This window comes from Actomonas aquatica (assembly GCF_019679435.2).
In the GTDB taxonomy this organism is placed as follows: domain Bacteria; phylum Verrucomicrobiota; class Verrucomicrobiia; order Opitutales; family Opitutaceae; genus Actomonas; species Actomonas aquatica.
Genome location: NZ_CP139781.1, coordinates 1299856 through 1325549, shown reverse-complemented (window position 1 = coordinate 1325549; position 25694 = coordinate 1299856). Strand labels below are relative to the sequence as shown.

Annotated in this window: 16 protein-coding genes; 6 read left to right on the top strand and 10 right to left on the bottom strand. The window is 64.0% G+C overall.

Features of this window, described 5'->3' with window-relative positions:
- Positions 1 to 295 precede the first annotated feature (295 nt).
- Entirely contained in the window at positions 296 to 559 is a 264-nt protein-coding gene (gene rpsO, locus K1X11_RS05005) for a 30S ribosomal protein S15 (RefSeq protein ID WP_221031850.1), read from the bottom strand.
- Between the two features lie 518 nt (positions 560 to 1077).
- On the opposite strand from rpsO, the gene K1X11_RS05000 reads away from it, so the two are divergent.
- The 3 genes from K1X11_RS05000 to K1X11_RS04990 are packed head-to-tail and all read left to right on the top strand — an operon-like array spanning position 1078 to position 6695.
- Positions 1078 to 2373 carry an efflux transporter outer membrane subunit gene (locus K1X11_RS05000; RefSeq protein WP_324726099.1) on the top strand — a complete coding sequence of 432 codons (1296 nt, stop codon included), beginning with the start codon at positions 1078 to 1080 and terminating at the stop codon, positions 2371 to 2373.
- A 21-nt stretch (positions 2374 to 2394) separates the two neighbouring features.
- On the top strand, positions 2395 to 3570 hold the full coding sequence (locus tag K1X11_RS04995; protein WP_221031848.1) for an efflux RND transporter periplasmic adaptor subunit: 1176 nt from the start codon (positions 2395 to 2397) through the stop codon (positions 3568 to 3570).
- A complete protein-coding gene (locus tag K1X11_RS04990; RefSeq protein ID WP_221031847.1) occupies positions 3567 to 6695 on the top strand; it encodes an efflux RND transporter permease subunit in 3129 nt (1042 codons plus the stop codon). Before K1X11_RS04995 ends, K1X11_RS04990 begins: the two co-directional genes overlap by 4 nt.
- Before the next feature lie 54 nt (positions 6696 to 6749).
- Here K1X11_RS04990 and K1X11_RS04985 read toward each other — a convergent pair whose 3' ends face one another.
- The 4 genes from K1X11_RS04985 to K1X11_RS04970 all read right to left on the bottom strand — a co-directional run bounded on the left by K1X11_RS04985 (position 6750) and on the right by K1X11_RS04970 (position 10944).
- On the bottom strand, positions 6750 to 7145 hold the full coding sequence (locus K1X11_RS04985; RefSeq protein ID WP_221031846.1) for a DciA family protein: 396 nt from the start codon (positions 7143 to 7145) through the stop codon (positions 6750 to 6752).
- Positions 7146 to 7276: 131 nt separating this feature from the next.
- Positions 7277 to 9025, bottom strand: a complete 1749-nt coding sequence (locus tag K1X11_RS04980) for an ABC transporter ATP-binding protein (protein WP_221031845.1) — start codon at positions 9023 to 9025, stop codon at positions 7277 to 7279.
- A 28-nt stretch (positions 9026 to 9053) separates the two neighbouring features.
- Positions 9054 to 9971 (bottom strand): ABC transporter permease, encoded by a 918-nt coding sequence (locus K1X11_RS04975; RefSeq protein WP_221031844.1) that lies wholly within the window; start codon positions 9969 to 9971, stop codon positions 9054 to 9056.
- A gap of 52 nt (positions 9972 to 10023) precedes the next feature.
- Positions 10024 to 10944, bottom strand: a complete 921-nt coding sequence (locus K1X11_RS04970; RefSeq protein ID WP_221031843.1) for an ABC transporter permease — start codon at positions 10942 to 10944, stop codon at positions 10024 to 10026.
- Positions 10945 to 11116: 172 nt separating this feature from the next.
- Between K1X11_RS04970 and K1X11_RS04965 the strand changes: the two genes are divergently transcribed.
- Positions 11117 to 13537 (top strand): ABC transporter permease, encoded by a 2421-nt coding sequence (locus K1X11_RS04965; RefSeq protein WP_221031842.1) that lies wholly within the window; start codon positions 11117 to 11119, stop codon positions 13535 to 13537.
- A 70-nt stretch (positions 13538 to 13607) separates the two neighbouring features.
- On the opposite strand, the gene K1X11_RS04960 is transcribed toward K1X11_RS04965, so the two are convergent.
- Together K1X11_RS04960 and K1X11_RS04955 are read right to left on the bottom strand one after the other, a co-directional pair.
- Entirely contained in the window at positions 13608 to 14978 is a 1371-nt protein-coding gene (locus K1X11_RS04960; RefSeq protein ID WP_221031841.1) for a sugar transferase, read from the bottom strand.
- A 35-nt stretch (positions 14979 to 15013) separates the two neighbouring features.
- On the bottom strand, positions 15014 to 16306 hold the full coding sequence (locus K1X11_RS04955; protein ID WP_221031840.1) for a PAS domain-containing protein: 1293 nt from the start codon (positions 16304 to 16306) through the stop codon (positions 15014 to 15016).
- Positions 16307 to 16418: 112 nt separating this feature from the next.
- On the opposite strand from K1X11_RS04955, the gene K1X11_RS04950 reads away from it, so the two are divergent.
- Together K1X11_RS04950 and K1X11_RS04945 are read left to right on the top strand one after the other, a co-directional pair.
- A complete protein-coding gene (locus K1X11_RS04950) occupies positions 16419 to 21035 on the top strand; it encodes a GAF domain-containing protein (protein ID WP_255599898.1) in 4617 nt (1538 codons plus the stop codon).
- A 12-nt stretch (positions 21036 to 21047) separates the two neighbouring features.
- Positions 21048 to 21413: a response regulator gene (locus tag K1X11_RS04945; RefSeq protein WP_221031839.1), complete on the top strand. Its 366-nt coding sequence runs from the start codon at positions 21048 to 21050 to the stop codon at positions 21411 to 21413.
- 14 nt (positions 21414 to 21427) lie between these two features.
- Here the strand turns inward: K1X11_RS04945 and K1X11_RS04940 are convergent, their stop codons facing one another.
- The 3 genes from K1X11_RS04940 to K1X11_RS04930 all read right to left on the bottom strand — a co-directional run bounded on the left by K1X11_RS04940 (position 21428) and on the right by K1X11_RS04930 (position 25661).
- Positions 21428 to 22417, bottom strand: a complete 990-nt coding sequence (locus K1X11_RS04940) for an aldo/keto reductase (protein ID WP_221031838.1) — start codon at positions 22415 to 22417, stop codon at positions 21428 to 21430.
- A gap of 80 nt (positions 22418 to 22497) precedes the next feature.
- On the bottom strand, positions 22498 to 24228 hold the full coding sequence (gene ggt, locus K1X11_RS04935; RefSeq protein ID WP_221031837.1) for a gamma-glutamyltransferase: 1731 nt from the start codon (positions 24226 to 24228) through the stop codon (positions 22498 to 22500).
- A gap of 35 nt (positions 24229 to 24263) precedes the next feature.
- Positions 24264 to 25661, bottom strand: a complete 1398-nt coding sequence (locus K1X11_RS04930; RefSeq protein WP_225919551.1) for a PQQ-dependent sugar dehydrogenase — start codon at positions 25659 to 25661, stop codon at positions 24264 to 24266.
- Positions 25662 to 25694: the final 33 nt, after the last annotated feature.

Genomic DNA, 25694 nt, shown 5'->3' with positions numbered 1-25694 from the left:
CAGTGGACGGGTTCCGAAAGGGACTGGAGGTGGCAGGTGCCACTCACTCACGCTCGTCGCCACGGAAGTGGCGGAAGAGCCGCGAGGGAGTCCCGGAAAGTGAGGAAGGGGAGGGGTTTTAAGGAGCGGTAACCGCTCTCGATGACTCTCAAATCTGGTTTCGAGAGATTTCCGTTTGGCGCCGGGGATGAGGAGCCGGCGGCAGACGGAAATGTCCCGATGGGAGAGGACGAGGGGCGGTGAAAAGAACAACGGGCGCCCCCGGTGAGGGAGGCGCCCGTGAAGGGGGAAAACGTTATTTGCGCAGGTTGAGCTTCTGGAGGAGCTCTTGGTATTTCGCGAGGTCGTGGCGCTTCACGTAGTCGAGGAGCTTGCGACGGCGGGAGGCCATCTGCAGCAGGCCGCGACGGGAGTGGAAGTCCTTGCGATGGGTGCGCAGGTGCTCGGTCAGGTGGTTGATACGAGCGCTCAGGATGGCGATCTGGACTTCGGACGAGCCGGTGTCCTTATCGTGGGTCTTGAACTTTTCGATGATTTCGGGCTTAGCGACGGTAGACATTGGTTATTAGGAGGGTTGCATAACTGTAGGGGGCTTCGCAGCCCCGAGATCCCCGCATCCAACACAGCGCTAACTGTGCCATCAGCCGAGACCACCGTTCCAATTCCGCGGAATGCGAAACCAGTCATGGTGGAACCCCGCAACCGGCGGGATTTCACTAACGCAAGGGGCGACATTCAAAAACCGGGACGCGCCGTGCAAGCGCAATTTTTACGCATTCTGTCAGGGGCGATATGACCCCAATTGAGCAGTCGGGAATGGGGTCAATGTCCGGGCACGCACGGGGTGGATGGAAGGGGTAATCGTCCGGGGCAATTTGATTCTCGGGCGGACTCGGTTTGGGTGGGCGCGTGTTCGATTACCCCCACCAGTCGCGACGAGCAGCGCCGCGTTCCCGGGTGCAAAATCATTGCAAGGGAGTGAGGGGAGTCGCGGCGCTGGTTGCCATACTGGGCAGCTTGGTCGGCTGGACGGGGTGCGCATCGCTGGTGGTCGAGACGGAATCTCCGCCGGTCGCCGTGCCGGAACGATTTGGAGGCGTTGGCGGAAATCTGCCGCAGGCCGCGCGTTGGTGGGAAGCGTGGGGCGATGCGGAGCTGACCCGCCGGGTGGAGCGGGCGCTGGCGGCAAACCTCAGTTTGGAAGCGGCGTGGGAAACGCTGCGTGAGGCCGAGGCGGTGGCGCGGCGCGAGGGCGCGGCCCGCTGGCCGACGCTGGAGGCGGAGTTTAGCGGCGGGGAGCGCCGGGAAGACGGGGCCAGTTCGAGCGAATATTCCGCGGGGCTGGCGGCGGAGTATGAAGTCGACCTGTGGCGGCGGGTCGGTGCGGCGGCGTCGGCGGCAGAGTTTCGGGCGGCGGCGAGCGAGGCGGAGGTGCAGGCGGCAGCGTTGTCGCTCGCGGCGGAGGTGACGGTGACCTATTTTCAACTCATCGAGGCGCGGCAGCAGCGCGACCTGCTGGAGGCGCAGCTTAAGACCAACGGCAAGGTCCTGACCTCGCAGAAAGCCCGTTTCAGTGGCGGGCTGGTGCGCAGCGCCGACGTGTTGCGCCAGCAGCAATTGGTGGAGAACACTCGCGGCCAGCTCGCGTTGCTCGAAATGCGGATCGCGCTGCTGCAGCACACGCTGGCGGTGCTCGAGGGGCGGGCACCGGGGAGTGGCGCGGAGGTCACGCCCGAGGCTTTGCCGGAGTTGCCGGCGATGCCGCGGACGGGCGTGCCGGCGGAGCTGTTGCAACGGCGACCCGATCTGCAGGCGGCTTGGGCGCGATTGCGGGCGGCCAACGAAGACGTGGCGGTGGCGGTGGCCGCACGGTTTCCGCGCATCACGTTGGGCGCGTCACTCGAGACGGTGGCGGAGGATCCCTCGGGCTTGTTTGATGATTGGATCCGCTCACTCAGTGGTCAGGTGCTGGCGCCCCTGTTTGATGCGGGAGGTCGCCGGGCGGAGGTGGATCGCAACGAAGCGGTCGCTCGCCGGTTGTTGGCTGAGTATGGTCAGACCGCATTGGAGGCGCTGCGAGAGGTGGAGGATGCGTTGGTGCGGGAGCGACGACAGGCCGAGCGGTTGGCGAGTCTGGTTGAGCAGCAGCGGCTGGCACAGGAAGCGTATCGGCGTCTGCTCAATGAATACCTTAACGGCGTGACCGAATACCTCGGCGCGCTCACCGCGCTTAACCAGGCGCAGCAATTGGAACGTGATCTCCTCGAAGCCCGTCGTCTGTTGGCCGAATACCGGGTGGCGGTCTATCGGGCGCTGGGGGGCAACATCGTGCCGGATCGGGCTGCGCTGGAGGAACTGGTCGGCAACCCCTGAACCGCATCGCCCTTTGAACTCATGAATTGGAAACGAAGCCTGCTCGTATGCGTGATCATCGCCGCCATCGCGGCGGGACTCTCGTGGTTGATCTATTCGACGGAACCGGCGGCGGAGCGCTCCACCATGAGCAAGCGGACCGCCATGCTCGTCGACACCGTGACCGTGGAGCGCGGCACGTATCGTCCCCAGATCGTGGTGATGGGGGTGGTGCGGGCCCGCGATGATGTGGCACTGAGCCCGCGCGTGAGCGGCGAGGTGTTGCAACGGCTGCCAGCCTTTGAGCCCGGCAACCTGGTCGCGGCCGGTGAGCTGCTGCTGAAACTGGATCCGGCCGATTACGAAAACACCGTCGCGCAGCGTCGCAGTGCTTTGCACCAGGCGGAGGCCGATCTGGAGCTGGAGATGGGGCGGCAGCGGGTGGCGAAACTCGATTACGAACTGCTGGGCGATGAACTCGGCACGGACAACGCTTCGCTGGTGCTACGCGAACCGCAGCTCGAAGCGGCCAAGGCCGACGTTGAGGCCGCGCAGGCGGATCTCGATCAGGCGCTACTCGATCTGGAGCGCACGACGGTGCGCGCGCCGTTTGAGGCGATGGTGCTTTCGCGGGACGTTGGCGTCGGTTCGCAGGTGAGCGCCGGCGAGTCGCTGGGGCGGCTGGTGAGCGTGGACTCGTATTGGGTCACGGCGACGGTGCCGCTCGATAAGTTGTCGCGCATCCAGTTCGCGGATACGCAAGGTGTGGGCGGCTCGGCGGTGACGGTGCGCAGTCGGGCGACCTGGCCGACCGGGGCGACGCGCGAGGGGCGGGTGGATCGGCTGATCGGTGCGCTGGATGAAAACACGCGACTGGCGCGGGTGAACGTGGTGGTCGACGATCCGCTGGCGCGTTCGGCCGGGAATGCCGGTGAGTCGCCGCTCATCATCGGTGCGTTGTTGGAAGTGACGATTGACGGAGCGCCATTGGATGACGTGCTGCGGCTGGATCGCAGTTACCTGCGCGAGGATAATACGGTGTGGGTGAATGACGGCGGCGAGCTCCGCATTGTCGCGGTCGAGGTCGTGTTCAGTGATGCTCAGTATGTTTACATTCGCGACGGGTTGGCCGATGGCGCGGCGGTGGTGACGACGGGGTTGAGCGCGGTGGTTGAAGGTGCGCCTCTCCGCACCGAGGGCGAAGGAGGCAACGAATGAGCGACGAAGCGCCCGTCCCGCAGCCGCCGAAATCGGAGGGCGATGGCGTCATCGGATGGATGGCGCGCAACTCGGTCGCGGCCAATCTGCTGGTGGTGATACTGTTGGTGGGGGGCTTGTGGACCGCGGTGAATATCCAGAAGGAGGTGTTCCCGTCGTTTCAGCTCGATGTGGTGACCGTGAATGTGGGTTACCCGGGGGCGGCTCCCGCGGAGGTGGAGCAGGGTATTTTGCTGCCGATTGAAGAGACCGTGCGAGGGGTGGACGGCATCAAGGAAATCACCTCGGTGGCCCGCGAAGGCGGTGGCTCGGTGACGATCGAGCTGGTGACTGGGGCGGATCGCATGCGGGCGTTTCAGGATGTCGATCAGGCGGTGAGTCGGATCCGCACCTTTCCGGACGATATCGAAGAGCCGCGGGTGAGCCTGCGGTCGAGGGAACGTGAGGTGTTGAACATCGTGCTCTTCGGTGCGGGCGACCAATGGACCTTGCGGCGCATGGCCGAGCGGCTGCGGGACCGGATGCTGAGTGATCCGCGGATCACGCAAGTGGAGTTGGGGCGCTCGCCGGACTTCGTGACACACGTGGAGATCCCGCGCGCGACCTTGCGGGAGTATCAACTTACACTCGGCGAAGTGGCGGCGATCATCCGCGCTTCCAGCGACGACATTGCGGCTGGCGCGGTGGAGACGCGCACGGGTGAGATCCTGTTGCGCATGAAGGAGCGCAAGCAATGGGCGGAGGAGTATGCGCAGATTGAAATCCTGGCGGCGCCGGACGGCGCGCGGGTGTTGCTGGGCGACATTGCGAAGATCACCGACGGTTTTGAGGAAGGCAGTTTTCCCTCGCAGTTTAATCAGTCGCTGTCGGTCGAAGTGAACGTGTTTCGGATCGGCGATCAGTCGCCCTTGGAGATCGCGGCAGCGGTGGAGGAGATCATGGCCGACTTCGAAACCGGCCTGCCGCCGGGCATGGAGTGGCGCATCGACAGCAACGCGGCGGAGGACTACCGGCAGCGACTCTCGCTGCTGGTGAAGAACGGCCTGCTAGCCATGCTCATCGTGCTGGGCATCCTCTCGGTGTTTCTCGAGTTCCGTCTGGCATTCTGGGTGATGATGGGGATGACGATCTCGTTCATCGGCGGTATCCTGTTTTTACCTACAATTGATGTGAGCATCAACATGATCTCGATGTTCGCCTTCCTGGTGGTGCTGGGCATCGTGGTGGACGACGCGATCGTGGTGGGCGAGAACGTCTACGAATACCGCCAGAAAGGCATGAGCCCCATGGAGGCGGCGGTGAAGGGGGCGCGCGACATCGCCGGGCCGGTGGTGTTCAGCATCCTCACCAACGTGGTGGCGTTCATTCCGTTGCTCTTCATTCCGGGGGAGACCGGCATGTTCTGGTGGCCGCTGGCGGCGGTGGTGATCATCGTGCTGCTGGTGTCGCTTTTCGAGGCGCTGTTCATCCTGCCGGCGCATCTGGCGCATACCAAGACGGGCGGGGGAGGCGGTCGGATCGGCGCGCGACTCCACGGGGTGCAGCAACGTTTTGCGAAAGGCTTCAGTGGCTTCGTGAACACGCGTTACAAGCGTTTCCTGAACGCCTGCCTGCGGGCGCGCTACGTGACACTTACAGCGGCGTTGGCCTTGTTTGTGATTGTGGGCAGTTACGCCACCAGCGCGCACATGGGCATGATCAACATGCCGGAGGTGGCCGCGGACGAAATCGAAGCAGGCATCCGCCTGCCGGTGGGTGTGACGCCGGCCCAGGCGGCCCGGGTGGCGATGGATGTGACCGAGTCGACGCAGCGCATGTTTGAGGAGCACAATCTCTACGCCGTGGCGGAGGGGATTAAAACCAACGTGCGTGGCGGGAGCTTCGTGGATGTGGAGATCGTAATGCGACCGCCGGATGAGCGCGACATGACGGCGGCGGAAGTGATCGCGTTGTGGCGCGACGAGATCGGTGACATCCCGGGCGTGAGCCAGATGACTTTTGAGGCGGAGAGTGGCCCCGGTGGTTACCGGCAGGACATCGATGTGGATTTGAGTCACGACGACATCGACGTGTTGGAGCGCGCGACGGCGGCTTTTGTGGAGCGGGCGGAGCAGTTCGCGAACACCCGCGATGTGAGCGACAACTACAACAAGGGGAAGAAGCAGATCGATTTCCGCCTGCGGCCGGAAGGTCGGGCGTTGGGGCTGACCTCGGACAACGTGGGGCAGCAGATTCGCGATGCGTTTTATGGGGCCTTGGCCACGCGACAGATGCGCGGCACCAACGAAGTGGAGGTGCGGGTCAAACTGCCGTTGGCCGAACGCAAGGACCTGCACAATTTGGAGGACCTCGTGATCATGACGCCGTCGGGCGCGGAGGTGCCGCTCTACGATGTGGTGGAGTTGAGTTACGGCGAAGCGTTCACCTCCATCAATCGACGCGATGGCCGGCGAGTGGTCGGCGTGTCGATGGATGTGGAGCCGAAGCGCGCGGTGGGGCAGGTGATCGAGGCCTTCGACAACGAAGTGTTGCCGCAACTGCGGGCGGATTTCCCGGGGCTCACCTGGACCTTCGAAGGTTCGCAGGCCGATATGCGGGAATCGACGGATGTGCTGTATGCCGGACTGGGCATGGCGCTGTTTGTGATCTACGCGCTGCTGGCGATCGCGTTTGGCAGTTATGTGCAGCCGTTGGTGGTCTTGGTGGCGATCCCGTTTGGAGGGATCGGGGCGGTGATCGGCCACATGATTTTGGGCTACGACCTGTCGTTGATCAGCCTGATGGGGATCATCGCGCTGTCGGGCGTGGTGGTGAACGACTCGCTCATCATGATCGATTTTGCCAATCGGCAGCGGCGCGACGGGAAGTCGGCGTTCGATGCGATTTTGCAGGCGGGCCTGCGGCGTTTCCGGCCGATTGCGCTGACAACGATGACGACGGCGGGCGGGTTGATTCCGATCATCGCCGAGCGCTCGATGCAGGCGCAGTATCTGATCCCGATGGCGATCTCGCTGGGCTTCGGCATCGTGTTTGCGACGATGATCATCCTCGTGCTCGTGCCGTGCCTTTACATGGCCTTGGAGGATGGCCGCGGCTGGATGATGCGCGGACGGAAGGCCGGGTGAGCTGAGAGGCAGGGGGGAGCGGCCGACACGGTCGCTGCTACACCCACCGTCTGTTTAACCGGCGCGGAAGGTCATGCCTTTGATCGCGGTGCAGCCGGGGACGGCTTTGATCTTGGGCAGGAAGCGGCGGCGGTTGTTGGAGAGTTCCTGTTTGGCGACGGAGTTGGAAACGAGGACGACGAGCCAACCGGCTTTGCTGATCTCCACCGGGTTGGAGTAGGCAGCGAGGGTGGGGGTGACGAGTTCGCGCCAGCGGTTGCGCAGTTCCTGAACGGGGGAGTTGTCCGAGAGGTGATACTTGTGCAGCAGGTTCTCGATGATGTTGCTGGCGTGCTGCGTGGGTCGTTTCACCTGCCGCCGCGGCTCCTCGAAGGGCACGCCGCGCAAGTCGCCGATGAGTTCTTCGGCGAGACGGCTAAATTTGGGCACTTCGGGATCTTTGGGCGGCATACTCTCAGAACTTTATTAAACCACGGATGGACACGGATATCGTCGCCTAACGGCGCCGCATTGAATTCCCAAGGAGCCATCCAGCGCAGCGGTAGCGAAGCTTATCCGTGTTTATCGGTGGTTCAAATGAATCACTCGCTGCTGAGGGTGGCTTGGCGGTTGTAGAGGGTTTTGTAGAGGGGGCTGGACTCGAGGAGTTCGGCGTGGGTGCCGCGGGCGGCAACGCGGCCGCGGTCGAAGACGAGAATCATGGAAGCGTCACGGATGGTGCTGAAACGGTGAGCGATGATGAGCACCGTCTTGCCGACCACGAGTTCGCGCAGGGCCCATTGGATGAAGGCTTCGCTTTCGCTGTCCAACGCGCTGGTCGCTTCATCGAGGATGAGGATGGGCGCGTCGCGGAGGAAGGCGCGGGCGAGAGCGAGGCGTTGACGTTGTCCGCCGGAGAGCGAGGCGCCGCGTTCGCCGACGACGGTGTCGTAGCCGTGGGGCAAGGACATGATGAAGTCGTGCGCGTAGGCGGCGCGGGCGGCGGCCTCGACATCTTGGCGGGTGGCGTTGGGCCGGCTGACGAGCAGGTTGTTGTAAACCGTGTCGTCGAAGAGGACGGACTCCTGGGAAACGATGCCGATGTGGCGACGGAGGTCGGCGAGGGTGACATCGCGCACGTCGGTGCCGTCGATCTTCACCGCGCCGGCGGCGGCTTCGTAGAAGCGCGGGACGAGGTTGGCGAAGGTGGATTTGCCGGCGCCGGACGGACCGACCAGTGCGCAGACGGTGCCGGCGGGGATGTGGACGTTGATGTCCTGCAGCACGAGTTCGCTGCCGCGGTAGGCAAAGGCGACGTTCTCCATGGAGATGTCGCCGCGGACTTGGTCGAAGGGTTGCGGATCGGCCGGGTCGTTGATCGTGACCGGCTCGTTGAGCACGGTCTCGATGCGGGCGAGGGCGGCGGAGCCCTTTTTGAGTTCGTTGTTCAGTCCGCCGAGTTTTTTGATCGGCTCGTAGCTGAGGTAGAGGGCGGTGATGAGAGAGAGGAAGGACTCCAACTCCACGCCGACGCGGTAGGCATAGATGAGAGTGATGGAGATGCCGACGGCGGAGATGATCTCAATGGCCGGGTTGAGGGCCTGTTGGTATTTCACCACCTTCATCTGGAAGCGCACGAGGGCGCTGCTAATGCCGCTGAATTTGCCCACCTCACGCTCCTCGAGTCCGAACGCGCGCACCTCGCGGGCGGCGGCGAGGTTTTCGCTGAAACGACCGGTGATGGAGCCGAGTTCGGTCTGCACCTCCTGAGCGCGGCGCACGATCTTTTTGCCGATGAAGCGGATGGGCAGCACGCAGAGCGGCACGACGGCGAGGCAGACCAACACGAGGGCGACGCCGCGCTCGTTGAAGGCGACCCAGACGAGGAAGCCGATCGAGCCCAGCAAGGTGGCGGGCTGGCGGATGATTTCGTTGGCCGCGAAGGTGAGGGTGAACTGGAGCTGATTGGTGTCGGCGAGGCCGCGGGAGATCAGGTCACCGCTGGACTGACGTTGTAGGAACGACAGGGGAAGGCGTTGGAGCTTACTGAAGAAATCGAGGCGGATGCGTTCGAGCACCTTCACGCCGGCCAGCTGCACCAGGTAGACGTTGGCGTAGCCGGAGAGACCACGGATCACGAAGATGAGTGGCAGCCAGGCGGCGACCAGCAACAGCTCCATCGTGGTGAGTGCGACGGCGTCCTCCGCAAAGATCTGCGGGAAGACCCACTTCATCATGAGCGGCAGGCCGGCACCGTTGGCGGCACCGAAGATCAGGCCGCAGAACAGCGCGGCGATGAGCGTGCCTTTGACCGGCTTGAGGTAGCCGAGAAAGGGACGGAAACGCTTCATGATGAGACCGCGAACGAGGCGCGGTGAATCAGTCCTTGGAGGAGCGGACGTCGAGAGCGTCGCGCAGGCCGTCGCCGAGGAAGTTGAGCGAGAAGAGGGTGAGCGAGAAGACCGCACCCGGGAAGAGGAGCAACCACGGGTATTCCTCCATCTTTTCCGCGCCGTCTTTGATCAGCGAGCCCCAGGAGCTCATGGGCGGCTGCACACCGAGGCCGAGGAAGCTGAGGAAGGCCTCGAGCAACATGACGGCCGGGATGGTGAGGGTGGTGTAAACGATGATCGGCCCAAGCACGTTGGGGATCATGTGGCGGAAGATGATGCGGCGTTTGCCGAGGCCGAGCGAGCGGGCGGCTTCGATGAACTCCATTTTCTTGAGCGACATGATCTGGCCGCGGACGATTCGCGCCATGGTGAGCCATTCGACCGCGCCGATGGCGACGAAGAGCAGGATGATGTTACGGCCGAAAAACACCATCAGCAGGATGACGAAGATGGTGAAGGGCAGGGCATACATGATGTCGACAATGCGCATCATGACGGAGTCGGTCTTGCCGCCGAAGAAGCCGGCGGTGGCGCCGTAAACGACGCCGATGGTGAGGGCGACGAAGGTGGCGCAAAGGCCCACGCCGATGGAGATGCGACCGCCGTAGAGCAGGCGCACCATGAGGTCGCGACCGAGTTGGTCGGTGCCGAGCCAGTGTGCGGCGCTGGGCGAAGCGAAGGTGTTGTTGAGGTTGGTTTCCTCGTAGCTGTAGGGGCTGAACCAGGGGCCGGCGATACAAGCGATGGTCAGCACGATGAGGACGATGCCGCCGAAGAGGGCCAATTTGTTTTTGGCCAGGCGGTGCCAGGCGTCGCGCCAGAGGGAGGAGCCTTGCTCGAGGTCCTCGGGCAGCGGGGCGCTGGACGGGAGTTGTTCGGCGGAGGGAGAGAGGGAAAGGGACATGCTCGAAGTAGGAAGTAAGAAGTTCGAAGGATGAAGTAAGGCGTCGGTCGGCTTACTCGAACTTGAGCTTGGGGTTCAGCCACACTTGGACGACGTCGACCACGAGGTTGAGCGTGATGATGAGCGAGGCGTAGAGGATGACGGTGCCGAGCACCAAGGTGTAGTCGCGGTTGAAGGCGCTGTTCACGAATTCGCGGCCGAGGCCGGGAATTTGGAAAATGGTCTCGATGACGAAGGAGCCGGAGAGGATGCCGGCGATGGCCGGGCCGAGGAAGGACACCACCGGCAGCAGACCGCCGCGCAGGGCGTGCTTGAAGATGACGCGCGTCTCGCTGGCTCCTTTGGCGCGGGCGGTGCGGATGTAATCCTGGTTAAGGATTTCCAACATGCCACCGCGGGTGAGGCGGGCGACGTAGGCGGCGTAAACCATGCCGAGGGTGGCGGCCGGGAGCACGCGGTCGTAACTCGTATACCAGCCCGAGGCGTTGAACCACCCGAGGTGGATGGCGAAGAACAAAACGAGCAGCGGACCGAGCACGAAGGTCGGAATGCAGATACCGGTCATCGCGATCGAAGAGCACAGGTAGTCGGCCCAGCTGTTGCGGTAGACCGCGGCGAGGGTGCCGAGCGGGATACCGATCAGGAGCGCGACGGTCAGTGAGGTGAGGCCGAGCTCCAGCGAAACGGGGAGCTTGTCGGCGATGATCTCATTGACGGTGCGGTTCGGGTATTTGAACGAGGGCCCAAAATCGAAGTGCAGCAGAATGCTCTTCAAGTAGTCGAAGAACTGCACGTGCAGCGGATTGTTCAGGCCGTAGTGGGCCTCGAGGTTGGCAAGCACCTCGGGCGTGACGGCCTTTTCACTGTCGAAGGGACCTCCGGGCGCCTGGTGGAGCATCACGAAGGAAACGGCCACAATGATGAAGAGGACCGGAACGGCCTCCAGCAGGCGGCGGGCGATGAAACGAAACATATCGGTGGGTCTGTAGTAGTGTGTGTGTCAGGCGAGTGACGCCCTTTGTCTAGCTGCCTGCGGACGGGGGCAGAAAGCACAAAAGCTCCCGGACGGACCGCAAATTTGGGGCCGGGTCGCAGAAAATTGCGATATTTCGCAACCTGAAGCGTGGTTGCGGGGTGGTTTCGGCATGCTGACAGACCTCCGCTTCACGCTGCGCTCCCTCGCCAAGGCCCCCGGCTTCGTGCTCGTGGCTCTTTTTACCCTCGCTCTCGGCATCGGGGTGAACGCCACGATGTTCAGTATCGTTAACGCAGTCCTCTTGCGTGGGCTGCCCTACGAACGGCCCGAGGAGCTTGTGGCGGTGAACCTCTCGAATCCCACCGAGGGTTGGCTGCGGGGCGACCTATCGATGGAGGAATTTAACGAACTGGCGGCGGGCGCGACCACGCTCGAGGGGCTGTTCTCCATGCAGTCGGGCACGTTCAACGTGAGTGGCGGCGAGCTCGCGCCGGAGCGTTTTACGGGCACCTGGATGACGGGCAGCGGATTGCAGACGATTGGCGCGCAGCCGCGCATCGGGCGTTGGTGGACGGCGGAGGAGGAGCTGGCCAGCGCCAGTCCGGTGGTCGTGATCAGCGAGACGCTGTGGCAGACGCGGTTTGGCGCGGCGCCCGACGTGGTGGGTCAGACGCTGCGGGTGAACGGCGAAGTCGCGACCGTCATTGGCGTGACGCAGTCGAAATTTGATTTTCCGGACTCGACCGACCTGTGGATGCCCCGGCGCTACAGCCGCACGGATGAAGAGCGCGACACGCGCTACCTCAACGTGGTGGGGCGGCTGCGTCCGGGCGTGACGATCGAGCAGGCGCGCGGGGAGATGGAAGTGTTGTTCGCCGGCTGGGCGGCGAACCATGCGGAAATGTATGACGCGCTGGCCATTCGGGTCGTGCCGTTGAAGGAGGATTTTATCGGCGACAACACGGCGCGGATGCTCGGCGTCATGATGACCTGCGTGACCATGGTGCTGCTGATTGCCTGCACCAACGTCGCCAACCTGCTGCTGGTGCGGGGCAGCGCGCGGGCCAAAGAACTGGCGGTGCGCACGGCACTCGGCGCGGCGCGCGGGCGGACGGTGCGTTTGCTGCTGATGGAAAGTCTCGTGCTGGCGCTGGGCGGTGCGGCGCTGGGATTGCCGCTGGCGCAGGTGCTCCTCGATGCCTTTGACCGCGCGATGGCTCTCTCCGGCGAGACCCAACCGGCCTGGATGACATGGGAGATCGACGGCATGGTGTTGCTCTACGTCGCGGGCGTGGCGGTCGTGACCTGCGTGCTGGCGGGGCTGCTGCCGGCGCTGCGGCTAAGCACGACCAATCTGGTGACCTTTCTTAATGACGCCTCGCGGGGCAGCACGGGCGCCAAAGGTGGCCGCCTCACGCGCGTGCTGGTGGTGGGCGAAGTGGCGCTGTCGTGCGTGCTGCTGGTCATGTCGGGCCTGATGATTCACTCGGTGATCAAGTCCGCCGACATTCCGCTCGGTTATGATCCCGACGGCATTATGTCGGCGCGCATCGGTCTGCCCGAGGCGCAATACACCGACGAGCCCGGTCGCATCGCGTTTTTTGAAAAACTGCTGCGCAATGTGCAGGAGCGTCCGGAGGTGACGGCGGCGGCGCTCAGCACGCGGCTGCCGACCTGGGATGGCTCGGGATCAGTCGTGTTGGAGGATTCACCGTTGGCCGGCGGTGAAGTCCAACCACGGGCGGGATCCGGCTACGTGTCGCGGGATTGGTTTGCGACGCTGGGGGTTCAGCTCGTCGACGGTCGTGACTTTATGGATACGGATACGGCAGAACGCGATCCGGTGGCCTTGGTCAATCTGAAGGCGGCGGAGACCTTCTGGCCGGGCGAGAGTGCGATCGGCAAGCGGCTGAAGTTGGGCCATACTGATGATCTGACGGATGCGCCGTGGGTGACGGTGGTGGGCGTAACGCCCTCGGTTTACCAAGGCGATTTTGAGGATCCGCTGGAGCCACAGGTGTATCTGGCGATGACGCAGGGCGACGCCCGGTATTATTCGCTGCTGTTGCGCACAACCACGGGCGATGCGTCGACGGCGGCGGCGATCATGCGCGAGGAGGTGCGCCGCATTGATCCGGACCTGCCGATCTACTGGGTGCAGCCGCTGCAGCAGCACATCGATCAGGCGCAGTTTTTCGGCCAATTGTTCGCGTGGATCTTTGGCATCTTTGGCGGAGTCGCCTTGGTGCTGGCGGCTGTCGGCATCTACGGCGTGATGGCTTACAGTGTGAGTCAGCGCGTGCCGGAAATCGGCGTGCGTGTGGCGCTGGGCGCGAATCCACGCAGCATCATGGGGCTGGTGCTGCGCCAGGGCGGAAGGCAGCTCGGCATCGGACTGGTGGTGGGGCTGGGATTGTCCTTCTTCGCGGCGCAAATGCTGCAGGGCTTCCTCTACCAAGTGGAGCCGACGGATCCGCCGGCCTTTGGCGCGACGGTGATCGTGTTGCTCACGGCGGGCGCGTTTGCCTGCGCAGTGCCGGCGTGGCGGGCGCTGCGGGTGAGCCCGATGGAGGCGTTGCGCGGGGACTGAGGTTTGCAGGTGGAAACGCTGTCGGGCGTAAAGCCCGACCCACAGGAGATTGCGTTCCCGCCTCAGTCGTTCAGCGGCCGCCGCGGCCCAGTAGGGTGACGGGGATGGTCGCGAGCAGGATGCGCAGGTCGAGCCAGAGGCTCCATTGGTCGATGTAAGCGAGGTCGAGGCGCACCCAGTCGGCGAAGTCGGCGAGGTCGCTGCGACCGCTCACTTGCCAGAGGCCGGTGAGGCCGGGCTTCACGCTGAGGCGGCGACGGTCGTGGCCTTCGGCGATAGCGGCGACTTCGGAGAGCGGCAAAGGGCGGGGGCCCACCAAACTCATCTCGCCGCGGATGACGTTCCAGAGTTGCGGCAGTTCATCGAGGCTGTGGCGACGCAGGAAACGACCGAATGCGGTGATGCGGGGATCGGAGCTCAGTTTGAAGGCGGGGCCCTTAAGTTCGTTTTGCTCGGCGAGGGCGGCCTGCTCGGCTTCGGCGCCAACGCGCATGGTGCGAAACTTCAGCATCGTGAAGGGACGACCGTTGCGGCCGCCGCGTTGTTGGCGAAACAGCACCGGGCCGCGAGAGGTGAGTTTGATGAGCACGGCGAGCAGCAGAAAGAGAGGTGACAACACCAGAAGCAGCGCGCCGGCGGCGAGGTAGTCGAAGGCTTGTTTGATCGCCAGCGCGGTGGGCGCGGCGGATTGGGCGCGCACGTAGAGCACGGGTTCGCCGGCAAACTCGTCGACAGCGAGGCGCCAGGCCGAACCGAGGGGGAGGCCCGGGCGGATGAGCAGTTCGACGCCTTCGCTTTCGCAGGTGTCGAGCAGCGGCTTGATGCGATCGGCGTCGGTGCCGGCGAGGTTGGCGATGACGGCGTCGATGGCTTCGGTGTGCAGCAGTGCCGCGAGGTCGGCGGAGTTGAGCGTGGCGGGATCGCGTTCGGCGACCGTGTGGAGAGCTTCGCGTTCCATGCCGGAGAGGGCGGCTTGGGCGACCCGGTTTTCGGCGGCGGATCCGAGCCACAGCACCCGGCGCTGCCAGCGTTCGTCGCGCCGACTCCAGCGGGAAAGCTCGTGGCGACCGTAGACCAGAATACCACCAAAACCACCAACCAAGAGGATGACCGATCGGGCGAATTCCTCGCGCACCAGGAAGAGCAGCAGAATGGTGCCGGCGACCGTGATGAGGCAGCCACGGACGATGATCATCAGCGTGCCCCAGCGGGAGGAAAGGCGGGGTTGGGAATAGAAGCCCTGCGCGCGCAGCATGAGCGGGCCAAAGACGCCGACCCACGGGAAGAGCCAGAGGTATTTGATGATGTCCTCAAGCGGATCGAGGGAGAAGCGGGCGAGGTTGGCGCGCAGGGTGTAGGCCAGACCCAGTGCCAGCATGAACAGTCCGCCATCGGCAACTTGACCGAGAAAAGAGCGGGTCTGGCGGGGGTGGGTGAGCATGCGAAGGGGCGGCGGCCGACGGCGATGGAGGGCGTTTAGAGCAGGCGATCGAGATCGGTGCCAATGCCGCCAAGGGCGTAGATCTGACCCTTTTCGTCGCGGATGGGAAACTTGGTCACGAGAAAGCGCCGCGGACCTTTGGGGGTTTCGAGCACGTCCTCAAACATGATGATGAGTCCGCGCGAGAAGACTTGTTGGTCGCGTTCGCGGAAGCTTTTGACGAGTTCCGGCGGAAACAACTCCGCATCGGTTTTGCCCACGATGGCGGCGGCGGACAGACCGTGGATTTGGGCGAAGGGCTCGTTGGCCGAGATGTAGCGCAGGTCGGGAGTTTTGATGAAGATGGGTTGGGGACTGGCGGCGATGAGGCTGTCCTTGAGTTGCTCCAAGCGTTTGGCGTGAGCGTCGTTTTGCGCGCTGGTGAGGCAAAAGTGCGCCAGAGCCCGGTGGTTTTGCCAGCTCACCAAAAACAGCACGGCAGTGACGATCAGACCGAGAACGAGCACGAGATTGCTGGTGGAGCCGAAAGCCGTCGATGACGTCAGCGTCGGCGCCTCAGCGATGATGTCCCAATGACTCTGAAAGAGTGAAAACGGCACCGTGGCCGCGTGGGGATATTGGGCGCCAAACGTATCCGGATTCGGCAAGGCGGTGGTGAGTGGCGCATTGCCCCGCGCCAATAGCCCCACCGCGCGCGGTGATGCGCCGGGCGCACTTTGCAGCAGCAGAACGTGGTCGGCTCCGATGAGCAGGTAGGGTTCGAGGTCGGCCATCAAGGTCGCGGCGGAGAGCACACCCACCAAGTGACCGGCCGGCAAAGCGTGGGGGGAGTCGGGCGCGGTGCGAAACACCGGCACGTCGAGCAAAAAAAGGTGCGCCCACGCAGTGTCGTTCACCCGGAAGAGGCGCGGAGCGTTGGTATCAACGTGCGCGCCGCAAAGCGAGTTATGCCACATCGAGATTTGGGCGAGCGAGAGGTCGGCGTTGGCGGGAGCGAGCAGCCGTGCCGGAGGGGGCGGCGCCGAGGCGGGGGACGCCGAGGCGGCGGGAATCCACGCGATCTGCCGAAACGGCGAGGGCAGGGTGACGGCGACCGGTTGCGTGTCCTGGGCAAACGGGTGGGCCGATTCGAGCAGGATGTCGCGATAGGTTTCGGCCCGGCGTGTGACCAAAGCCGAGGACTGCAGTGCGAGGGTTTCGTTGCGAGCATGCAGGGCGCTCGCTTCATCGCGGTGGATGGTGTGACTCGCCAACCAGGACAGGCCGATGCCTCCCGCCGCGACAGCGACCAGGAAAACGCGGGAGAAGGTGGTGGAGCGAAGGGTCAAATTAGCGGGCCGGAGTGTGGCTAGTCAGGAAAAGAGCTTTGGGACGCAGGGCAATGATTTGCATTTTGGAACAGGGCTGCGCGGAATGCAGATTGTGGGCCGATTCGTGCGGATGAGTCTCGACAGTTATCGGGCGCGTTTTCTCGCGGCGATGGCGAGTGTCGTGATGTTGGGTTTTATCGCCATGCTGCTCCTCAATCGGCACTACGGCCAAGGAATGATCGTGTCGCATGCCGAGGCTTTGGCTGAGCAGGGGTTGCAGCGCATGGTCAGTCAGCTCCGTTCCATCACCGCCGACGCCGTGCGGCAGGAACAGATTCTGGAAACGGTGGTGGCGCGGCAGGGCAAGACGGTCAACCCGGTGGGGGCGTTATTGGAAGTGGCCCCGTTGTTTTTGGCTGAAGACACGCTGACATATGCGGGGGTGGCGGTAGCCGGGACGGGTGAATATGCCTTTTTGCAACGGCGGGAATCCGGCGCCGTAGGACTGCGGCACTACACGCGGGATGAAACGGGCGCATGGATCATTCGTGACGCGGCGATGCGGCCAGATGGCACGATGGAGGGGGAGACGCAGTCTCCGTGGGATGGATATGATGTGCGGGAGCGACCGTTCTACCAAGCGGCACAGGCCCGAACGGGACGGGTGTGGACGGACAGTTACCTCTTTCCCGCCAACGAGTTCACCGCCGCCGAGCGTGGGGTGACGCTGGCGGCGGGGATACGCGGCGAGGCGGAGGAATTGCTGGCGGTGGTTGAGGTGGATTTTGGGACCTTGGAGTTGTCGCGCTATGTGGCCGAGTTGCAGCGCGGCATCGCGGGGCAGGTCTTTGTGCTTGAAGAGCGCAGCGATGGCAGCCGACGTCTGGTGGTGCATTCCGACGCCGAAGCGATGGCGTTGGGCAGTGCGGCTGGACTGGCCTTTGATCCGCTGGTGTTGGCCAGCTCGCAACGCTTGGCCGGTGGATTCGATTCGTTTGCGAGCGGGCAAGCGGAGTCGGTGTTACTCCACTTTGATGAGGAGGATTACGTGGCGTCGGCACTCGTGCTCTCGGGGGAGGCGCAACCCAAATGGATGGTGGTATCGGTCCTGCCAGTGGCGGCGGTGAGCGGAAATCTGAACGCATTGCAGTGGGCGACGTTTTGGGGGTTGGCGTTCATCGCGGCGGGCGGTCTGGCCTTTTCATGGTTGCTGGCGGCGGGGCTGAATCGGCCGCTGATCAAGTTGTCGACCCAGGTGGATCGATTGTCCCGGGCGGAGGAGGTGGACCTGGAGGTGGGCAAACGAGGGCCGCGCGAGGTCAAAGAGCTGGCGCAGCGTTTTAAGGTGATGGCGGACCGGGTGGCCCAGCGGGAGCAGGAGTTGGTGGCGGCGGAAGCGCAGGCCCGGGCCAAGAGCCAGCGGGTGCAGGCGACACACCGGGCGTTGTTAGCCGCGGCGCAGGAGGTGGTGGAAGCCAAGGGGGAGGCGGCCAGTCATTTTGAGCGTTTGCTCGAATTGGTGATGGAAGCGATCGAGGTGCAACTGGCCATGATATGGCGAGTGGATGACGTTCGTGGTGGCATCGCCTGCGTAGGAAGCTGCGGCGAGGCGGTGGTGCCTGGCGAAGGGTATGTATTTTTGCCGTGGAAGGATATGCCGACCTATCATGTGACCTTAAGGGAAACGGGACGATTGGTGACGGAAGATGCGGCCCGTGATCCGGTCATTGCCGAGTTTTATGCACGGCGGCCGAAAGTGGACGGCCGGGTGGGATTGTTGGACGTAGCGATTAAATCGGAGGGTAAACTCGCGGGAGTGGTGTCGTTGCAGACGGTAGGTCGGGAGGAAGGTTGGTCGGCCGAAGAGATGTTGTTGGCGGGTGGAATTGCGGACGTCGTGGCGCTGCTTTGGGAACGGGACGCGCGGCGGCAGGCGGAGGCATCCCTGCGGGCGCGAGCGCGGCGACTTTGGCGGGCCAACGACAGCATGCACGAGATCGCCTTGGTGCTCGCGCAGACGACCTTGGCGGACGCGATCGAGCAGGTTCTGGAATCGAGTGTGGAACTGTTGCGGGCGTGGCGGGTTTCGGTGTGGCGGCGATGTGAGGAAAGCAGCGATTTCGAGCTGGTGGCGTTGCGCACCGCCGAGGCGGAAATGACCCGCGAAACGCGACGACTTTCGCACGAGGATCAACCCGGTTATTGGCGCGACATGGAACGGGATGGCCGGGTCGTGATCGAGGATGTGACCACGGACCCACGGACCAAGGCGTTGGTGGCGGAGCGCCTCCCGGAGGACGGCCCATTTGCCGCGCTGGATCTGGGCGTCTTCGTGGGCGGGCAACTTTCGGGCCTGTTTTCAGTGCACCGCGAGGGGCCGAATCAATGGAGCCCGGAGGACGAATTGGTGGCACGCGCGATGACCGATCTGTTGGCTTTTGCATTCGAGCGGGAAGCGCGCGAACGGGCCGAGCGGGCTCTGGAGGTGCAGGCGAGTCGATTGGCGCGGAATGGCGAACTGGTGGCGGCGTTGACCCGGGAGATCAGCGCGATGGGCTCAATTCAGGAAGGTGTGCGCGCGGCCAACCAATATTGCGGCGAGGCGCTCGAGGTTGATTACGTGGTGGTCTGGCTGGGCGCCGACAACGATCAAGTTTACGAGAATGCGGACGTCTATGCCGTGAAGAGCGGAGAGCATCTGCAGGGCGTGCCCTTGCCGTCGCGGGCGCTGGCGGGGCTCCTGCGGCAGTTGGCGGATGAGCGGTGTGTGGTGTTGCCCAACAGTATGGAGCATCCGGTGCTGGGGGCGTATTTTTCCCGCAACCTGCCGGAGTTGCCGGCCTTCAATTGTCTCATCGCGCCGGTGTTCTCCCGCGATCGCACCGTGGGCGTGATTTGTGCGCAGGTGACCGATCTGGAGCGGGAGTGGCGACCGGAAGAACGGTTCTTTATTCGCGCGGTGGCGGACGTGTTGTCGTTGCGGATGGAGTCACTGGCGCGGCGTCAAGCCGAGGAGTATCTGCGGCGCCGCTCCGATCGTATCGGACAGATGAATACGGCGCTCAGTCGGGTGGCGACGGATCCGGTGGTGCACGGCGACAAGGCGGAGGAAGCCCTAAGGCGTCTCACCACGATTTGTGTGGATGGTCTGACCGGCGTGCAGGTGAGCGTGTGGTTCCGACATCGCCAGCCTGACCGGTTGGAGCTGCATCATCGGGTGGGGCCCCGGGAGGAGCAGCGCGGCGAAGTGGAGTGTTTGTCTCGCGCCGTGGCACCGCGACACATGGCGGCACTGGAGGCGCAGCGGCATGTCTTGGTTCCGGTGGTGAGCCAGCATGAGTGGGCCGACGAACTGGGCGGGGAAAAATTGGCGCAGCGACGGGTGGTGAGCCTGTTTGATACTTCGGTGCGCTTACGTGGTGAATTGGCGGGGATGCTGCGCATCGAGTCGACAACCACGCGGCACGCTTGGACGGAGGAAGAGAAGATCTTCGTCGGCGCGATCGCCGACATGGTGGGCAGTGTTTTTGAGAGCGAAGCCCGCCGGATCGCCGAGATGGAAAATGAGGAAGCGCGGGAGCGCATGCGCCTACTCATCGCGCGCACGCCGTTGGCAGCGATTGAGTGGGATCGCAATATGCGCATTCGGGGGTGGAACCCGGCGGCGGAGCGTTTGTTCGGGGTGAAGGCCGCGGAGGTGCTCGGGCAAAGTGGTTGGTTTTTGGTCGACGAGACGGATCGACTGCGGGTCGTGCGAGGTTGGCGGGAGGTCTTGCGCAACAACAGCAGTATCGAATTGCGGGTGAGCAACCGCACCGCGGATGGACGCGAGGTGATTTGCGACTGGCACAACAGTTTGTTGAGCGACGTGGACGGCCGGGCGCTGGGTATCAGCTCGCTGGTGGAGGATGTGACGGAGCGAGTGAGGGCGGAACGGGCGGTGCATGAGTTGAATACGTCGCTGGAGCAGCGTGTGGCAGAGCGCACGGAAGCGTTGCAGTTGGCCAACGAACGCTTGCAGGAACTCGACCGACTCAAGTCGGAGTTCCTCGCCACCATGAGTCACGAGCTGCGCACGCCGCTCAACTCGATCATCGGTTTCAGTAAGATTCTGAAGACGGGGTTGGCGGGGGAGTTGAATGAGGAGCAGACCAACCAGATTACCCGCGTGCACAGTGCGGGCGTGCACCTGCTGGGTTTGATCAACGATCTGCTGGATCTGTCCAAGATCGAAGCCGGGCGCATGCGGCTGGCGGTGGAGCGATTCAATCCGCAAAAACTTCTCGATGATTTGCGGCACCTGCTGTCGCCGATGGTAGCATTAAAAGACATGGAGTTTGTGGTGCAGAACGAAGCGCCGGAGGTGGAGATCGTGAGTGACCCGACGCGGGTGTATCAGGTGTTGGTCAACCTCGCGACCAATGCGGTGAAGTTCACCCAACAGGGGCGCGTTACGGTGCGCGTCACCCAGAAGCAGGAGAAACTTTGGTTCGAGGTGGTGGACACGGGCATGGGCATCGAGGCCGACAAGATGGGTTATCTCTTCGAAGCGTTTCGTCAGGTCGACAGTTCGGCCCGCCGCCATTTTGAAGGCACGGGGCTGGGGCTCTATCTCAGTCGCAAAATTGTTTCCATGCTCGGCGGCGCGATCGGCGTCGACAGCGTCTTCGGGCAGGGCTCCACCTTTCATTTTTGGCTGCCGCTGCGGGCCACCGCGCCGCGCTCCGGATCGCAACCCCCCCTTTGATTCCAACCGCTCATGAAACCGCGTATCCTGCTCGTCGAAGACAATGACTCCAATGTTTACCTCGTGCGTTTCCTGCTCGAACGCGCCGGCATGGAAGTGCTGCACGCGGCGAACGGCCAGGAGGGAGTCGCGATGGCGCAAAGCGAGCAACCGGATCTCGTGGTGATGGATCTGCAGATGCCGGTGATGGACGGCTACGAGGCGGCGCGACTGCTCAAAGCAAATCCCGCGACGAGCGATTTACCGCTCATCGCGTCGTCCGCTTACGCGCAACCTCACGATGAGCAGAAGGCGTTGGACGCTGGCTTTTCGGGTTACATCGCCAAGCCGTTTGAGCCGGACACCTTTGCCGAGATCGTGCGTTCGTATCTGCGGTAGCGGTTGGGGGGCGCTTACTTGCCACCATACCAGACGCCGCGGCGCCAGTTGTGGCGCTGAAGTTTGGTGACGAGTTCGGCCGGCATGGCGGGCAGGTCGCTCACGCCGCAGTTGGCCTCGGCTTGGGCGACGGTGCGGATGCCAGGGATGACCACGCTCACGGCGGGGTGGGCGAGGACAAATTTGAGCGCGGCCTGCGGCATGGTGTAACCGCTGTCGACGAGGTCAGATTTGACCGCGTCGACGCGCTTGATCACACGCTCGAGGCGATCACCGGCGAAATAGCCGGCCCGAAAATCGTCGGGGGCGAAGGTCGTCTCAGGCGTAAACTTGCCGGTGAGTGCACCTTCGTCGAAGGCGACCCGCACGATGACCCCCACGCCACATTCGGCGGCGACGTCGAGGAGTTCGGCGGCCGGTTCCTGTTCGAAGATGTTGTAGATGACCTGCACGGAATCGATCCACCCGTCGCGCATGAGATCGATGACGCTGTTTTGATCCTGTTCGGGTGTGGAGACGCCGATGAGACCGATTTTGCCCTCGGCCTGCAGCTGGCGCAGAATCTTGAAAGGGGTCGGGTTGCGGTTCCAGGCGCGCGTCCAGGTGTGAAGTTGCAACAGGTCGAGACGGTCGGTGCCGAGCTTGGCGAGGCGTTCGGCGAGGTCGGTGCGCAGGTAGGTTTCGGAGTAGCGATCTTCGGCGCGGCAGTAGGGCGAGGGCGGCCAGATACCGGGGCTGGGCGGGGTTTTCGTCGCAACAAAAACCGATTCTTCGTGGCCGGCGGCGCGGCGCTCGCGCAGGACTTGGCCGATGAGTTTTTCGCTGCGGCCGTCGCCGTAACCGGCGGCGGTATCGATGAAGGTGCAGCCGAGATCGAGGGCGCGATGGAGCGCGCCGAGGGAATCACTGTCGTCCTGTGCACCCCAGGAGCCACCGATGGCCCAGGCGCCAAAGCCGATTTCGGAAACGAGAGGTTCGTGCTGACCAAACTTACGGTAATTCATCGTGGCCGAAGCCTAAGCGGCCGTGGCGACGGTTGCCGAACCCGAATCGAGGGACGCTGCCGCTCGTTGAGCAGGCGGCGTCAGAAACCAGCCGGGGCGGCCTCGGGACTACGGCGATCGCTCACGCCTTCGAGCATGCCGGTTTCCGGGTCGATGAGGATGCTTTCGGCGTCGCCCCAGTAGCGGGCGGCTTGCACGGCTTCGTTGCGATAGAGGCGCCGGAGGGCGAGCGTGTGGCCCATGGCTTCGAGCGCGTCGAGGGTGTCGGGCGAAGCGAGGAACGGTTCGCGATAAATCTGGTCCGGCTGCCACTGGTGGTGAAAACGCGGTGCATCGACGGCGAGTGTGAGTGGGAGCTGGTGGTCGATGACGTTGAGCGACACCTGCAGCACGGTCGTGATGATGGTGGGGCCGCCGGGAGAGCCGGTCACGAGGTAGGGTTTGCCGTCGCGGCTCACGATGGTCGGGGTCATCGACGAGAGCGGACGTTTGCCGGGGGCGATGGCGTTGGATTCGCCTTGGATCAGGCCGAACATGTTTTTCACCCCGACCTTGGAGGTGAAGTCGTCCATCTCGTTATTGAGCAGCACGCCGGTGCCGGCGGCGGTGACGCCGTTGCCGTAGAGGCCGTTGAGGGTGTAGGTGCAACTGGCGACATTGCCCGCGGCATCGACGGCGGCGAAGTGGGTGGTCTCGGTCGACTCCGCAGACGGAATCGGCGCGGGCGCGAGGCCTTCGCTCGGCGTGGCGTGTTGCGGATCGAAGGAAGCGGCGTGGTGCTCGAGCGTGGCCGGCGAGAGCAGGGCCTCCTGCGGCACCGGATAAAAATCGGGATCACCAAGGAACTCGGCGCGATCGCGGAAGGCGCGGCGCATGGCTTCGGTCACGAGGTGGATGTAGGTGGTGGAGTGCAGGCCCATCTCCCGCAGATCGTAGGGCTCGAGCAAGCCGAACATTTGGGCGAGGGCGATGCCGCCGGAACTGGGCGGCGGCATGGTGACGAATTCAAAACCTCGATACGTGAAGCGAATCGGTTCGCGTTCGACGGGGCGGTAGGCGGCGAGATCGGCCGCGGTGATGAGGCCGCCGCCCTGGGCTTGGTCGGCGGCAATGAGTGCGGCCGTTTCGCCCTCGTAAAACTCGCGGGCGCCGTGGGCCTGGAGGCGGGCGAGGGTGGCGGCGAGGTCGGGTTGGCAAAGGCGATCACCGGCAGCGTAGGGGCGGCCGTCGCGCAGGAAGATGCGTTTCGATTCGGCGTTGGCGGAAAGCAGGGTGGTGCTGGCAATCAGGTCCTGCGCGAGGGCGGGACTGACGGTGAATCCATCGGCGGCGAGTCGGCGGGCTGGCTCAAGCACGGCGGCCCAGCTCACCTGACCAGAACCGTAGCGCGCCCAGGCATGATGGAGGCCGGCGACGGTGCCGGGCACGCCGTTGGCGAGGTAGCCGTGCGTGGAAGCACGCGGGATGATGTTGCCGTCGGCGTCGAGGTAGAGGTCGCGGTGAGCTGCGCTCGGCGCAACTTCGCGAAAATCGAGAGCGACCTCTTCGCCGTCGGCCGTCTGCACGATCATAAATCCGCCACCGCCGAGGTTGCCGGCGCGCGGGTAGGTGACGGCGAGGGCGAAGCCGGTGGCCACGGCGGCGTCGATGGCGTTGCCGCCTTGGCGCATGATTTCGATGCCGGCCTGCGAAGCGAGGTGGTGCGCGGAGACGACCATGCCGCGTCCGGCTTGGACCGCCGAGCGCTGGGCGTAGGCGGGCAGAGTTAAACAAAGAGCGAGAACGAGACAGGACCGGAGCAGGACTTTCATGAGCTAAAACGAAACAGGCGGCGCGGGACGGGAAATCAGGGTTGAGCAGTCGGCGCCGGCACGAGGCGCACGATGCGATCGGGACGATTGAGGGCGACGTAAATGGCGCCGTCGGGACCGGAGGCGACATCGCGACAACGACCAAAATCCTGGAAGAGAATTTCTTGTTCGACGACCTGATTGTCCACGATGACCACGCGGCGCAGGTGTTGTTGGGCAAGCGCGGTGACGAGCAGGTTGCCGCGCCAGCCGGGGAAGAGGTCGCCCTCGTAGAAATCGATGCCGCAGACGGCGATGGACGGGGTCCAGTGGATGACGGGTTGGGCCATTCCTGCGGCGGCGGTGCGGGCGGTGATGGGCGTGCCGTTGTAATTCATGCCGTAGGTGATGAGGGGCCAGCCGTAGTTGGTGCTGCGGGTGATGAGGTTGAGCTCATCGCCGCCGCGCGGCCCGTGTTCGGTCGACCAGAGCTCGCCGGTGGCGGGATCGAAGTCGAGCCCCTGCGGGTTGCGATGACCGTAGCTCCAGATGGACGGCAGGGCGGTGGGATCGGCGACGAAGGGGTTGTCGTTGGGGATGCGTCCATCGTCGTGCAGGCGGTGGATTTTGCCGTTGGGGCGGCCGAGGTCCTGGGCGTGTTGCTGAGCGCCGCGATCGCCGATGGAGAAGAAGATGTGGCCCGTATCATCAAAAGCGATACGGTTGCCGTAGTGGACACTGCCGGGCTGTCGGTAGTGGGCGATGTCGGCGGCGTAGATGACCTCCTCATCGGTCCAAGTGCCGTCGGTGATGCGGCCGCGCACGATCTTGGTGAAACTGACGTTGGCGCCGGCGGGGGTGGTGGCGGGGTCGCTGAAACTCAGGTAGATCCAACCGTTGGTGGCGTAGTCGGGGTGCGGAGCGACCTCGAGCAGACCGGCTTGGCCGGCGCCGTCCACCCAAGGTGTATCCATGACCGGAGGCAGGAGTTCGCCGTCGCGCAGGAGGCGCAGAGAGCCGGACTTTTCGGTGATCAACATGGTGCCGTCGGGCAGCCAGTTGATCGACCAGGGCGTGTCGACTTCGTCGGTGACGGTTTCGATGACGAAGTCGTGTTGCTGAGTATGGAGCACGAGGTCGGCCGGCGGGGCGGGCAGGGTTTCGCGGTTGCGTTGGTAACCGGCACGGCGCTCGCGGATGAAGACGACGAGCGCGCGAATCTCAGCCTCGTTGAACACGCTTTCCCACGCGGGCATGCCTTTCTCGAGGTTACCCTTGGCGATCTGGTGGGCGAGCTCCTCGTCGGTGCCGGTGCCACCGTAGGTCCACACATCATCGAGCATGGATGGGGCACTGCCGCCGCCGAGATCGGGGCCGTGGCAATTGGCGCAGAACTGGGCGAACAGATCGGGCGCGTCGCGATTCTGAGCGCAGGCAGTTTGGGTTATGCTCAATAGCGCAAGCGGAAGGAGGCGGAGCGAGGAACG